Annotated in this window: 12 protein-coding genes; 10 read left to right on the top strand and 2 right to left on the bottom strand. The window is 67.0% G+C overall.

Annotated features, from left to right (window positions below):
- Positions 1 to 9: 9 nt before the first annotated feature.
- From gatC to QRN53_RS08750, 4 genes are all read left to right on the top strand, one after another.
- Positions 10 to 306: an Asp-tRNA(Asn)/Glu-tRNA(Gln) amidotransferase subunit GatC gene (gatC, locus tag QRN53_RS08765; protein ID WP_285243625.1), complete on the top strand. Its 297-nt coding sequence runs from the start codon at positions 10 to 12 to the stop codon at positions 304 to 306.
- 2 nt (positions 307 to 308) lie between these two features.
- On the top strand, positions 309 to 1,880 hold the full coding sequence (gatA, locus tag QRN53_RS08760) for an Asp-tRNA(Asn)/Glu-tRNA(Gln) amidotransferase subunit GatA (protein WP_285243624.1): 1,572 nt from the start codon (positions 309 to 311) through the stop codon (positions 1,878 to 1,880).
- Positions 1,880 to 3,388, top strand: a complete 1,509-nt coding sequence (gene gatB, locus QRN53_RS08755; RefSeq protein ID WP_285243623.1) for an Asp-tRNA(Asn)/Glu-tRNA(Gln) amidotransferase subunit GatB — start codon at positions 1,880 to 1,882, stop codon at positions 3,386 to 3,388. The genes gatA and gatB overlap by 1 nt, the downstream gene beginning before the upstream one ends.
- Before the next feature lie 225 nt (positions 3,389 to 3,613).
- Positions 3,614 to 4,222 carry a hypothetical protein gene (locus QRN53_RS08750; RefSeq protein WP_285243622.1) on the top strand — a complete coding sequence of 203 codons (609 nt, stop codon included), beginning with the start codon at positions 3,614 to 3,616 and terminating at the stop codon, positions 4,220 to 4,222.
- A gap of 44 nt (positions 4,223 to 4,266) precedes the next feature.
- Here QRN53_RS08750 and QRN53_RS08745 read toward each other — a convergent pair whose 3' ends face one another.
- Entirely contained in the window at positions 4,267 to 5,178 is a 912-nt protein-coding gene (locus QRN53_RS08745) for a LysR family transcriptional regulator (RefSeq protein WP_285243621.1), read from the bottom strand.
- 132 nt (positions 5,179 to 5,310) lie between these two features.
- Here QRN53_RS08745 and tdh point away from each other — a divergent pair, with 132 nt between their 5' ends.
- The 6 genes from tdh to QRN53_RS08715 all read left to right on the top strand — a co-directional run bounded on the left by tdh (position 5,311) and on the right by QRN53_RS08715 (position 11,794).
- A complete protein-coding gene (gene tdh / locus QRN53_RS08740; protein WP_285243620.1) occupies positions 5,311 to 6,357 on the top strand; it encodes an L-threonine 3-dehydrogenase in 1,047 nt (348 codons plus the stop codon).
- A gap of 8 nt (positions 6,358 to 6,365) precedes the next feature.
- Complete coding sequence (locus QRN53_RS08735; RefSeq protein ID WP_285243619.1) at positions 6,366 to 7,562, top strand: glycine C-acetyltransferase; 1,197 nt, start codon at positions 6,366 to 6,368, stop codon at positions 7,560 to 7,562.
- A 71-nt stretch (positions 7,563 to 7,633) separates the two neighbouring features.
- Positions 7,634 to 8,749 carry an NAD(P)/FAD-dependent oxidoreductase gene (locus QRN53_RS08730; protein ID WP_285243618.1) on the top strand — a complete coding sequence of 372 codons (1,116 nt, stop codon included), beginning with the start codon at positions 7,634 to 7,636 and terminating at the stop codon, positions 8,747 to 8,749.
- A gap of 11 nt (positions 8,750 to 8,760) precedes the next feature.
- Positions 8,761 to 9,972 (top strand): imidazolonepropionase, encoded by a 1,212-nt coding sequence (gene hutI, locus QRN53_RS08725; RefSeq protein WP_285243617.1) that lies wholly within the window; start codon positions 8,761 to 8,763, stop codon positions 9,970 to 9,972.
- A 98-nt stretch (positions 9,973 to 10,070) separates the two neighbouring features.
- Positions 10,071 to 10,859, top strand: coding sequence for a DeoR/GlpR family DNA-binding transcription regulator (locus tag QRN53_RS08720; RefSeq protein ID WP_285243616.1), 789 nt, complete (start codon positions 10,071 to 10,073; stop codon positions 10,857 to 10,859).
- A gap of 155 nt (positions 10,860 to 11,014) precedes the next feature.
- The gene (locus QRN53_RS08715; RefSeq protein WP_285243615.1) at positions 11,015 to 11,794 is read left to right on the top strand and encodes a CPBP family intramembrane glutamic endopeptidase; all 780 of its coding nucleotides are present in this window, start codon (positions 11,015 to 11,017) and stop codon (positions 11,792 to 11,794) included.
- A gap of 119 nt (positions 11,795 to 11,913) precedes the next feature.
- Here QRN53_RS08715 and QRN53_RS08710 read toward each other — a convergent pair.
- Positions 11,914 to 13,457: HNH endonuclease signature motif containing protein (locus tag QRN53_RS08710; RefSeq protein ID WP_285243614.1), on the bottom strand; the 1,544-nt coding region annotated here is incomplete at its 5' end.

The following is a 13,457-nucleotide window of genomic DNA, read 5'->3' as shown; positions in this document are numbered from 1 at the left end:
GGGAGATCCATGGCTGCGATCAACCGTGACGACGTCGCGCATCTCGCGCGGCTCGCTCACATCGAGATGAGTGCCGACGAGCTGGACAGGATGGCCGGCGAACTCGCCGTCATCGTCGATTCGGTCAAATCCGTCAGCGAGGCCGCCGGGGATGACGTACCGGCGACCTCCCACCCCATCCCGCTCGCCAACGTCTTCCGCGACGACGTCGTGGGACACACCTTCACGGCGGAACAGGCACTCTCCGGCGCACCGGATTCCGATGACAACCGTTTCAAGGTCCCGGCCATCCTGGATGAGGCATAACCATGACTGAACAGAACCCCACCGGCATCAGCGCCGAAACCCTGATCCGCCTCTCCGCCGCGCAGCTGGCCGAGAAGCTCGCCGCCGGCGAAGTAACCGCCGTCCAGGCCACCCAGGCCTACCTTGACCGGATCGCCGCCGTGGACGGACAGGTCAACGCCTTCCTGCACGTCAACGCCGAGGAAGCGCTCGCCGTCGCCGCCGAGGTGGACGCCATCCGAGCCGCCGGCGGAGCAGAAGCCGAAGCACTGCACTACCTGGCCGGCGTCCCCATTGCCGTCAAGGACCTCATCGTCACCATCGGCCAGCCCACCACGGCGGGCTCAAAGATCCTCGAAGGCTGGCACAGTCCGTACGACGCCACCGTCGTCGAGCGCCTGCGCGCGGCCAAGATGCCGATCCTTGGCAAGACCAACCTGGACGAGTTCGCCATGGGCTCCTCGACCGAGCACTCTGCCTACGGACCCACCCGCAACCCCTGGGACCTGGACCGGATCCCGGGCGGCTCCGGCGGCGGTTCAGCTGCGGCCGTGGCTGCCTTCGAGGCCCCGCTGGCGCTCGGCACGGACACCGGGGGATCCATCCGCCAGCCCGGCGCCGTCACCGGCACCGTGGGCGTGAAGCCCACTTACGGCAGTGTCTCCCGCTACGGCGCCATCGCCATGGCGTCCTCCCTGGACCAAATCGGCCCCGTGACCCGCACCGTCCTGGACTCCGCCCTGCTGCACCAGGTCATCGGCGGCCATGACCCACGCGACTCCACCTCCCTGCCGGAACCGCTGGCGGACCTGGTGGCCGCCGCGAAGACCGGCAACGTCGAGGGCCTGCGGATCGGCATCATCAAGGAACTGCACGGCGAGGGCTACCAGGCCGGCGTCGAAAACCGTTTCAACGATGCCCTGGAACTGCTCAAGGAGGCGGGAGCGGAGATCGTTGAGGTTTCCTGCCCCAACTTCCAGTACGCCTTGGGCGCCTACTACCTGATCATGCCGTCCGAGGCCTCTTCCAACCTGGCCAAGTTCGACGGCGTCCGCTACGGCCTGCGCGTCCTCCCCGAGGACGGGCCCATGACCATTGAACGCGTCATGGGAGCCACCCGCGCGGCCGGCTTCGGCGATGAGGTCAAGCGCCGCATCATCCTGGGCACCTACGCCCTGTCCGCCGGATACTACGATGCCTACTACGGCTCCGCCCAGAAGGTGCGCACGCTGGTCCAGCGGGACTTCGAGGCTGCCTTCGCGCAGGCCGACGTCCTGATCTCGCCCACCGCGCCCACCACGGCCTTCCCGCTCGGCGAAAAACTGGACGACCCCCTGGCCATGTACCTCAACGACGTCGCCACCATCCCGGCGAACCTCGCCGGCGTACCGGGCCTGTCCCTGCCCGGCGGCCTGGCCGACGAGGACGGCCTGCCCGTAGGCATCCAGCTGCTGGCCCCGGCCCGCGAGGATGCCCGTCTCTACCGGGTCGGCGCTGTCCTGGAATCACTGCTGGAAGCCAAGTGGGGCGGCCCGCTGCTGGCCCAGGCTCCCGCGCTGGGCGCCGTATCCCTCGAAACCCAGGAGGCAAAATAATGAGCACCGATGAAATCCTGAGCTTCGACGAGGCCATGGAGAAGTACGATCCCGTCCTGGGGTTCGAGGTCCACGTGGAGCTCAACACCAAGACCAAGATGTTCTCCTCCGCGCCCAACGTCTTCGGCGACGAGCCCAACACCAACGTCAACGAGGTGGACCTCGGCATGCCGGGCGTCCTGCCCGTGGTGAACAAGACCGCGATCGAGTCCTCCATCAAGATCGGCCTGGCGCTGAACTGCACCATCGCAGAATCCTGCCGCTTCGCCCGGAAGAACTACTTCTACCCGGACACCCCCAAGAACTTCCAGACCTCGCAGTATGACGAACCCATCGCGTACGACGGCTACCTGGATATCGAACTCGAAGACGGCACCGTGTTCCGGGTGGAGATCGAGCGCGCGCACATGGAAGAGGACGCCGGAAAGCTGACGCACATGGGCGGGGCCACCGGCCGCATCCAAGGCGCCGACTTCTCCCTGGTGGACTACAACCGTGCAGGCGTGCCGCTGGTGGAAATTGTCACCAAGCCCATCGAGGGCGCAGGCTCCCGCGCGCCGGAACTGGCCAAGGCCTATGTGGCCGCCATCCGCGAGATCGTCAAGAACCTCGGCGTCTCGGACGCAAAGATGGAACGCGGCAACGTCCGCTGCGACGCCAACGTGTCCCTCCGCCCGCACGGCCGCGAACGCTTCGGCATCCGCTCCGAAACCAAGAACGTGAACTCGTTGCGCGCCGTGGAACACGCCGTCCGCTACGAGATCCAGCGGCACGCCGCCGTCCTGTCCTCCGGAAACCCGGTGGTCCAGGAAACCCGGCACTGGCACGAGGACACCCGCACCACCACCTCCGGGCGGCCCAAGTCCGACGCCGACGACTACCGCTACTTCCCGGAACCTGACCTGGTGCCCGTGGTGGCCTCGCGTGAATGGGTGGAGGAACTGCGTGCAACGCTTCCCGAGCCGCCGGCCGAGCGGCGCAAGCGGCTCAAGGCTGACTGGGGCTACTCCGACCTGGAATTCCGCGACGTAGTGAACGCCGGAGTCCTGGACGAAATCGAGGAAACCATCGCCGCCGGCGCGTCAGCTTCAGTGGCCCGCAAGTGGTGGATGGGCGAGATCGTCGGCCGGGCCAAGGCTGCCGACGTCGACCCGGGCCAGCTGGGCGTCCAGGCTGCCACCGTTGTGGAACTGAGCCGCATGGTTGAGGCCGGCAAGATCAACAACAAGATGGCCTCCCAGGTCCTGGACGGCGTGCTCGCCGGCGAAGGCACCCCGGAAGAGATCGTCGAAAAGCGCGGCCTGGCGGTCGTGTCCGACGACGGACCCCTCCTGGAAGCCATCGACGCCGCCCTTGCCGCGCAGCCCGACGTCGCGGACAAGATCCGCGCCGGCAAGGTGCAGGCTATCGGCGCGATCGTGGGCGGGGTCATGAAGGCCACCCGCGGCCAGGCTGATGCCGGCCGCGTCAAAGAGCTGATCCTGGAAAAGCTGGGCGTCACCGCCTAGAACTCCCACACCCAACTGGGTCGCAGCAGATGTCGTTTTGAGCGCTTATAACGACATTAACTGCGACCCAGTTGGGCTTTAAGTACTCAGGTGCCGCCGGCCGCAAAGTACCCGTGGCCGCGCGGGCGTGGCGGACTTAGACTGAAGCCCACAGGGCACAGGAGGGCACAGGGTACAAGTGACTCAGGGCGGTGATGCCTTGGGAGTGCTGCGGAAGGAACAACCATGGTCCGGGACCCATTGAGGATGCGCAAGGCAATGCTGGCCGGGGCGGTGGCCTTGGCCCTTTCCGGAACCGGGGCTGCCCTGGCCTGGTCGGCCACGGGGACGCCAACGCCGTCCCCCTCCCAGACCGCGCCGGGTCAGGAGAAGGGCCCGGGTCAGCAGAAGGCCCCGGGCCAACAGAAGGCACCCGGGCAGCAGAAGTCCCAGCATGCCCAACCGCTCCACGGTGAGGCAGTAGTCAAGCAGCCAGACGGGAGCTTCCAAACCGTCCTCGAACAGCGCGGAACCGTGGAGTCCGTCAGCGACTCCGCCATCACCGTCAAGAGCGAGGACGGCTTCATCCAGTCCTACAACGTCAACGCCGACACCAAGATCACCAAACTTCCAGCGGCCGACGACGGTGCGAGCCGCAAGCCGGCAGCCGGAACGACGGCGGACATCGCCACCGGCGACACCGTGCGCATCGCCGGCGTGAAGGACGGGGACAAAGCCACTGCCAAGCGGATCGTCGACGGTGCCGGTGACGGCCCGGGCTTGGGGTTGGGACGCGGTCATGGCATGGGCAAAAAGATGGGTGCGGGCAGCCAGCAGGATGGTGAAGGGGCGTAGCTGCGCCGGTCCGGCCACGCCTGCCTCGGGCCGATGGCCGCCGCCTACCCCTGCTGGACCAGCCCGGCCATGATGTCCTCCAGCGCTTCGCAGACCAGCACTACGGCCCGCCGCTTCAGGTTTTCCGGCCTGGCCAGCAGGTCGATCCGGCGCCGGGTGCTGATGCCTTCGAGCGGCCGCAGCACGATGTCCGGGTTGAGGACCGGCCCTGCGGTATACCGGGGCAGCAGCCCCACCACGCCGCCAGCAGCCACCAGGGCCGCCACCGTGGAGTAGTCGTTGATGCGGTGGACGATTGTCGGTTCCCGGCTGGAGACGGCCGCGACGGCGGAAAGGACGTCGGCGGGGGAGTAGCCGGGGTGGCTGGTCACCCAGGCCTCGGCGCCGACGTCGTCCACCGTCACCCTGTCCTGCCGGGCCAGCGGATGCCCGGCAGGGAGCGCCACGTCCAGGGGCTCGTGCGCCAGTGGGATGACGGCGACGCGCTCAGTGGGCCAGCGGGGGCTGTGGTCCATGCGGTGCGCCAGCACGAGGTCGTACCGGGCGGTGAGGGCTGGGAAGTCCTGCTGGGCAACGTCCTCGTCGGAGAGCTCGATCCGGGGATGCCCGGGCCGGTCCAGCATGCGGGCCAGCGGGCCAAACAGGGCCTGCCCCGCGCTGTGGAAGCCACTGAGGGTGACCCGGCCCGCGGGCGAGCCGTGGTAGGTGCCGAGCGCGCCGCGGGCATCGGCCATGGCGCTGACGACGGCGGCACCCGCGTCTGCGAGGACCTGGCCGGCTTCGGTCAGCACCAGGTTCCGGCCCTCCTTGCGCGTCAACGGCACGTCCACCGTCCGTTGCAGGTGCGCCAGTTGTTGCGATACCGCCGATGGGCTGACCATGAGGGTGTCGGCCACCGCCTTCACGCTTCCCAGCGCCCCCAGCTCGCGGAGGATTTCCAGCTGATGTATTTCCACCCCGCCAGTGTATCCATTAGGGATTCCTAAATCGTCGATTGAGAAGATTCCTGTTGTGCTAATGCTTTTGCGGGGCTTCAATGAGGGGACAACCACGCCCGCTGATGTGAATGCCAACAAGTAAGGATGCCAATGAAGGCCCTGTACAAGGCCGGCCCGTACGCCGGTTTCGAACTCGTCGACCGGCCGGAACCCACGGCGGGTCCGGCGGACGTCAAGATCCGCGTGATGACCACCGGGATCTGCGGAACCGACCTCCACATCCAGTCCTGGGATGCCTGGGCGCAGGGCATGATCGAGGCTCCGCTCATTGCCGGCCACGAGTTCTACGGCGAAGTGGTGGAGGTGGGCGAGGACGTCCGCGAGGTCAAGGTAGGAGACCGCGTCTCCGGCGAAGGCCATGTGGTCTGCGGCATCTGCCGCAACTGCCGTGCCGGGCGCCGGCAGATGTGCATCCACACGGTCAGCGTGGGAGTCCAGCGCGACGGCGCGTTTGCCGAGTACGTTGTCATTCCGGAGACCAACGTCTGGGTGCACCACGACCCCTCGGTCACCCCGGAGCTCGGCGCCATCTTCGATCCATTCGGCAACGCCGTCCACACCGCGCTGAGCTTCCCGCTGGTGGGCGAGGACGTGCTCATCACCGGCGCAGGTCCCATCGGCCTGATGGCCATCGCTGTCGCCCGCCACGCCGGTGCGCGCAAGATCGCCATCACGGATGTCTCGGGCCCGCGGCTGGAGCTTGCCAAGCACCTGGGCGCGGACCTTGCCATCGATGTCTCCACCACCCGCGTCCGCGATGCCCAACGTGAGCTGGGCATGCGTGAGGGATTCGACGTCGGAATGGAGATGTCCGGCCACCCCACCGCCCTGCCTGAGATGATCGACAACATGAACCACGGCGGCCGGATCGCCATGCTGGGCCTGCCCAGCCAGGACATCACCATCGACTGGGGCAAGGTGGTCACCCACATGCTAACGCTCAAAGGCATCTACGGCCGCGAGATGTACGAAACCTGGTACGCGATGAGCGCCATGCTCTCCTCCAACCCGGTGCTGCACGCCGGAATCTCCGCCGTGGTCACGGACACGCTGCCCGCCACGGACTGGGAGAAGGGCTTCGACATTGCCCGCAGCGGCGTGGGCGGCAAAGTTGTCCTCGACTGGACCCGACTGTAAGGAACCCCATGTACACCTCCATCAAGGACCAGCTCCGCGGCGAACTGGACGAGATCCGCACCGCAGGGCTCTACAAGACCGAACGCAGCATCAGCTCACCGCAGTCCAGCCACATCACCGCGGGCCGGATCGGTGGTCCGGGCACTGACGTGCTGAACTTCTGCGCCAACAACTACCTGGGCCTGGCGGACCATCCGGACATCATCAGCGCTGCCAAGGCCGCCATGGATGAGCGCGGGTTCGGCATGGCCAGCGTCCGGTTCATCTGCGGCACCCAGGATCTGCACCTGGAACTCGAAGCCAGGGTCTCGGCGTTCCTGGGAACCGAAGACACCATCCTGTTCTCCAGCTGCTTCGACGCCAACGGCGGCGTCTTCGAGTCCCTCCTCGGCCCGGACGACGCTGTCATTTCAGACGCCCTGAACCACGCCTCCATCATCGACGGCATCCGGCTCTGCAAAGCCAAGCGCTACCGCTACGCCAACCAGGATATGGCCGAACTCGAGGCGCGCCTCCAGGAAGCACAGGGCGCCCGCCGGACACTGATCGTCACCGACGGCGTCTTCTCCATGGACGGTTTCCTCGCCCCGCTCGAGGCCATCTGCGATCTCGCCGAAAAGTACGGCGCCATGGTGATGGTGGACGATTCCCACGCCGTAGGCTTCATGGGGGCAACCGGAGCGGGCACCCCGGAGCACGCGGGGGTCTCGGACCGGGTGGACATCTACACGGGCACCTTCGGCAAAGCACTGGGCGGGGCATCCGGCGGCTACGTCTCCGGCCGCGGCGAGATCGTGGCCATGCTGCGGCAAAAGGCACGCCCGTACCTGTTCTCAAACTCGCTGGCGCCTGCCATTGTGGCCGCCACGCTCACGGCGCTTGACCTGGTGGAAAACTCGGCGGAGCTGCGCCGCCGGTTGTTCGAAAACGCCGCGCTGTTCCGCCGCAGGATGACCGAGGAGGGCTTCGACCTGCTTCCGGGCGAGCACGCGATCGTTCCGGTCATGTTCGGCGACGCCGTGGTGGCGGCCAAGGTGGCCGACCGGATGCTGCAGCACGGCGTCTTCGTCACCGCCTTCAGCTTCCCCGTGGTCCCGCGCGGTGCCGCCCGCATCCGGGTGCAGTTGTCCGCCGCGCATTCGTTGGACGACGTCGAAGCGTGCGTCCGTGCGTTCGTCGCCAGCCGCGCCGAGGCGGCAGCCTAAACGGAGCAGCAGCCTGACGGGAGTTCCGGTAAGCCGGTCCCCGCAGGCGCTACTTCTGCGAGGATGGACCGATGGCAGCACATTACGATGTCCTGATCGTTGGCGGCGGCATTGCCGGCCTGTCCCTGGCGTCCGCGCTCGCGGGGCGCTGCAGCGTTGCGCTGGTGGAGGCGGAGCAGGAGCTGGCGTACCACACGTCCTCCCGCTCCGCCCGTCAGCTCATCCCCAGTTACGGGCCTCCCGTGGTTCAGGAGCTCACCGTCCGGACCCTTGAACTGCTCGCCGCCCGCGACGCGGAACTGCCCGAACCGGTCCTGACGCCGCGCAGCTTCATGCTGATCGGTTCCGAAGCGGATGTGTCGGCCGAAGCCAGCGGGCACATGCGCTCCATCCCGGTGGACCGCGCCCTGGAATTGTGTCCGGCGCTCCTGCCGGGAACGTTTGCCGCCGCCGGGCTGGATACCGGTTCCTTCGGTTGCAACGCGCCGGTCCTGTTGGAGGATCACCGCAAGAGGGCGCTGGCCGCCGGGGCGGACATCTTCACGGGGGCACGGGTGCATTCGGCCCAGCGGGTGGGTACCGGCTGGGAGGTGGGGGCCGGTGCCGAGGGATTCAGTGCCGGGGTGCTGGTCAACGCGGCCGGTGCCTGGGCTGACGAGCTCGCGGTGATCAGCGGCGTCGAGAAGCTCGGCCTCCAGCCCTACCGGCGCACTGCGGCGATTGCCGCCGTCGAACATCCCCTTCCTGGGCAAAGCCCGATGGTGGCGGCAGCGGACAACACGTTCTACTTCCGCCGCGAAGGCAACGATGTGCTCATCTCGCCGTCCGAGACGGTGCCCAGTGGGCCCGAGGACGCGCGGCCGCGGCCCGGTGATGTGGAACGCTTGGTGGAGCTATTGAATTCGATGACCAGCTTGGGGATCAGGGAGATCCGCCGGGCCTGGACGGGCCTGCGCACCGAGGCGGCCGATGGGGTGCCGGTGGCGGGGTTCGACGCCGAAGCAGCCGGGTTCTATTGGCTTGCCGGGCAGGGCGGCTACGGATTCCAGACGTCCGCAGCCATGGCAGAGCTCGCTGCTGCCCAGATCCTTGCCGGGCAACCCGTACGCGGCGAAGCGGACACGGCGGGTCCGGCATCCCGGACAGCACAGGCGCTGGCTGCCACCCGCTGGTCCATCCGACGCTGAAGAATGGTCCCATGAGCACCCTGATCACCAATATCGCCGAGCTGATGACGCAGGACCTTGAACACCGGGTCCTGAAGGACGCCGCCGTGGTGGTTGAAGGGGAACGGATCTCATGGATCGGCGCGGCAGCGGATGCGCCCGCAGCGGACGACGCCGTCGATGCCGGCGGGCGGGCCATGCTGCCAGGATGGGTTGATTCCCACAGCCACCTGCTGTTTGCCGGGGACCGCACGGCCGAGTTCGAAGCCCGGATGGCCGGTGAGGCGTACGCGGCCGGTGGCATCGCCGTCACCATGAATGCCACTAGGGCTACGTCCGATTTTGATCTCACGCGCCTGGCGATGGGGCGGGTGGCTGAGGCGGTCTCGCAGGGGACCACCTACCTGGAGACGAAGACCGGGTACGGCCTGAATGTGGAGCACGAGGTTCGCAGCGCCCGGATTGCTTCCACCGTGGCCGACCAGGTGACCTTCCTCGGTGCCCATCTGGTTCCCGCCGGGGAGGATGCCGAGGCCTACACTGATCTGGTCTGCGGTCCGATGCTGGCCGCCGTCAGGCCCTATGTCCAGTGGGCCGACGTTTTCTGCGAGGAAGGCGCCTTCACCGCAGAGCAGTCGCGCCGCGTGCTGCTGGCTTGCCGGGCCGCGGGGCTGGGCCTGCGCGTCCACGGCAACCAGCTGGGCGAGGGGCCGGGGGTGCAACTTGCCGTTGAGCTGGGCGCCGCCAGCGTCGACCACGTGAACTACCTTTCCGGGCAGGATGTGAAAGCCCTGGCTGCTTCCTGGTCGGGCTGGGACCCGGCCGTGGGGACGGGGGAGCGGGGTACCGTTGCCACCTGCCTTCCTGCCTGCGACCTGTCCACCCGCCAGCCGTTGGCCCCCGCCCGCGAGCTCCTGGACGCCGGGGTGCAGGTGGCCTTGGCCTCCAACTGCAACCCGGGCACTTCCTACACCAGTTCCATGGCGTTTTGCGTGACCACTGCCGTTCTGCAGATGCACCTGAGCGTGCACGAGGCCGTCCGCGCGGCAACTTACGGCGGTGCCCTGGCCCTGCACAAGGAGGCGGGGCATGACGCCGACGGGCAGCGCGCCGTGGGGTCGATCGCTGTCGGGCACCGGGCTGACCTGCAGCTGCTGAATGCACCCTCTGCCACGCACCTCGCCTACCGGCCGGGGATGCCGTTGACGTACGCTGTGTGGCGGGCCGGCGTACGAGAACGGTAGATTTCGTTGGGTTTCTGATTGTTCTTGATTGTTAGCCGTGGTTTATAATCATGAAACGTCATCTGCTGGGATGGCTGGTGTACTGAAAGGCCCGCTGCATGACGCGCACTGACCGCCTGACGGCAATTCTTGACCTGCTGGCCAAGACCGGCCAGGTGGAAGTCGACGAGATCGTCAGCACCCTCAACGTTTCCCCAGCCACCGCCCGCCGCGACCTGGACAGCCTGGCCAAGCGGAGGCTGCTGACCCGGACCCGCGGAGGCGCCACTACCGGTGCCCTCGCTTACGACCTGCCCGGGCGCTACAACCGCGACGACCACGCCGAAGCTAAGGAACAGATCGCGCAGTGTGCCTCGGCGCTGATCCGGCCCGGAGCGGTGATCGGTCTTTGCGGAGGAACCACCAGCACCGCGCTGGCCCAAATCCTGGCCACCCGTGAGGACCTGAACGCCCCGTCCAACCAGCCAACGCTTACCGTCGTCACCAACGCCATCAATATTGCCGGCCAGCTGGCGGTGCGTCCCAACATCAAGGTGATGGTCACCGGTGGCATCCTCAACCCGCGCTCCTACGAGCTGGTGGGACCCTATACGGACATCATCATGCAAAAAGTGGTGCTCGACATCGCTTTCATCGGCGTCAACGGCATCGATCCCGAAGTGGGGCCAACCAACACCGGTGAAGGGGAGGCCTCGGTCAACGCGCTGCTCGCCAGCCGGGCCCGTGTCTCGTACGTCCTGGCCGACTCCTCCAAGGTGGGTGTCCGGGCCTTTGCCACTATGGACGGCTACGACTTCAACCGGCTCATCACCGATTCCGGCATTTCTGCACGCGACAAGGCGGCCTTCGAAGCCCGGGGCACGGAAGTGATTATCGCTCCCGCCTGAAACGCGACACCTCTCATCCCGCCTGACATGCCCAGCTTCTAATGTCCGGCTTCTGATGTCCGGACTGGATCCTTGGCACCTGACGTCAACCATGCTTGTGGTCCACACGTCCGCTCCATCAGCCCGGATCCAGAAACTCGGGGCAAGATGGGAACATGCTGGTTCCCTCCCGCCGTCGTCTGCGGCTCGAAGTCTGGATCGTCCTGGGCCTGTCCCTCGGCCAGTCCGCTGTGTACTCTGTGGTGCAGTTGCTGGACAAAATGACCCGTGCGCCGCTGGCGGAGGGCACCTCCACACTGAACCGGTCGCAGAGTACGCGGGAGTACTTTGATCTGACCTACCAGCTGCTGGACATCATCTTTGCCCTGGTTCCGGTGCTGCTGGTCCTTTACTTCCTCACGGATCAACGCCACGCTGCCCCGGGCGAGGCCGGCCAATCAGGTTCCGCGTTCCGAAAACTTGGGTTCAACTTCGCGCGGCCCGGAAGGGACCTGCTGCAGGGCCTGGGGCTGGCAGCCCTGATCGGGATACCGTCCCTGGGGCTGTACGCCGCCGGGCGTGCGTTGGGAATCACCACCGCGATCATCCCCAGCGCGCTCGATGCCTACTGGTGGACAGTGCCCGTCCTGATCCTGTCCGCCGTCCGGCACGCCGTCCTGGAAGAAGTCATTGTGGTTGGCTACCTCCTGGACCGCTTCGGCAAGTTCGGTTGGAGCACACCCCTTGCCATCGCCGTCAGTTCCGTGTTGCGCGGCAGCTACCACCTCTACCAAGGCTTCGGGCCATTCATCGGCAACGCGATCATGGGCGTGGTTTTCGCCTGGCTTTACACCCGAACCCGCCGCGTCATGCCGCTGGTCATTGCCCACGCGCTGCTGGACATCGTGGCGTTCGTCGGCTTCAGCCTCTTTGGCAAGGCCGTGGGGCTGGGGTAGAAGACTCCAGCCCTCCTGGCCCGTGGCAGCCCTAAAGAAGGGGTTGTACCCGTGGTGGGTATACGTGGAGTGCTCGCACCGCGAGCACTGCGTCTCGATACGCGTGATGAGCCACAGCGTCAGGTGTGCGATGCAAGTAACCGCCAATCGGCTTGTGGGTCGGCAGGCAATCGGAATATCAGGGCGGAGAAGTCGTCCCACTGGGGGTCGTCCGGCGAAAGCTCATCTGGATCCAGGATGTCATCGCCTGCTGGTTCTTCGGGTGGCGGGTCGGGCCACGAGGGCATCCCGGCAAGCAGCAGTTGCCACTGGACGTCGTCGTCCTGATAAGCGGTCGCGTCCGTTTCCGGCTGATCCACGTGAAGGGTGCCTGGTGGCCAGTGGGCTGGTTCGGGGTCGGGTTGTTCGGGTTGGTAGTGGCGGCCGGTGGGTGAGGTCCAGCCGGGTGGTTCGTTCGTGGTGGCTGGATGTGGTGTCCATTGGCTGTGGTGTTTGAGCCGGTGGTGTTTGGGGCAGAGTTGGGCCAGGTTGGGCACGTCGGTGGTGCCGCCGTCGCCCCAGGCGGTGAGGTGGTCGGTGTCGTTGTCGGGGGTGCGGTTGTTGCAGCCGGGGAAGGTGCATTTGGCGTCCCGCATCCTGATCCATTTCTTGATGGTCTCGGTGAGCCGGTAGCGGGTGCGGCCGATCTGAAGGGGTGCCCCGTCCCGAGGGTCGACCAGGACCCGGTAGAACGAATCGGCGCCGTCGGCGACGAGTTTGCGCGCGATGGACGCCGGGATGGGTCCGAGCCCGTCGAGTGTGGCCGGCTCATCGGTGAGGCCGAGCAGCGAGAACACCGGCACCGTGACCAGGACATCCGCCCGAGGGGTGGGGACTTTGCCGATCCCACTGGCGTGCACCGGATCCGTGTCGCTGGCGGCCTCCGCTGCCGCCGTGGTCCCTGCCCCCTCGGTGCTGCCGCCACCGCTGGTGCTCCCTGCGCCGAGGAGCAGGGACGCTGCGACGTCGGCGCGCAACTGGGTGAGCGTGCGCTCTTCCGTAGCGGCCTGCAAACCACGGGCGGTGGCGGTGGTGCGGTTCCAAATGGCGCAGGCAGTGTCCCCGGGCAGGTAGAGCGAGAGCCAGGCCATGCCGTCCCGGTCCGGGGTGTAGTCCATCCGCCGGTCGGACACACCTTTTACATGCCGCTTCTCGATGGAGTCGGGGTGGTGGCGTTCCCGCCAGGCCCGGACCTTCGCCCGGAACCGGGACGGCACGAGCTCACCGGGCGCGGCACCCCGGGCCGCGTTGGGAGCGCCGGGGTCGAAGAAATGCTCCACCAACCCGGCCGCCCCCACCGGATCAAGGCCTTCGGTTTCGTCGGCGACGATACGGGCGTGCTGCCACGACATGTCCCCAGCGGACAACGCCCCGAACACCAAGGGCAAGGAACAGACCCGCCGGGAAACATCCACCAACGCCCCTGCGGCCGCGGAACTGACGGTCAGGACCCCGGCGATCTCCTCCACGACGGACATCTCCGCGTAGGTGCGGTCCTGCACGGATGCATCCGGCGGGGTCATGGCCTGCTGCAACCCGCGGCACTCAGCCACATTTTGCGCCTTCACGGCCGCCAGCTCAGCCTCCAGCCGGGCAACAACCTCCAACCGCTCCAGGCACAACT

It is taken from the genome of Pseudarthrobacter sp. fls2-241-R2A-127 (genome assembly GCF_030209355.1).
Classification (GTDB): Bacteria; Actinomycetota; Actinomycetes; order Actinomycetales; family Micrococcaceae; genus Arthrobacter.
Note: the sequence above shows the minus strand (reverse complement) of the source record. Positions and strands in the feature narration are given on the sequence as shown.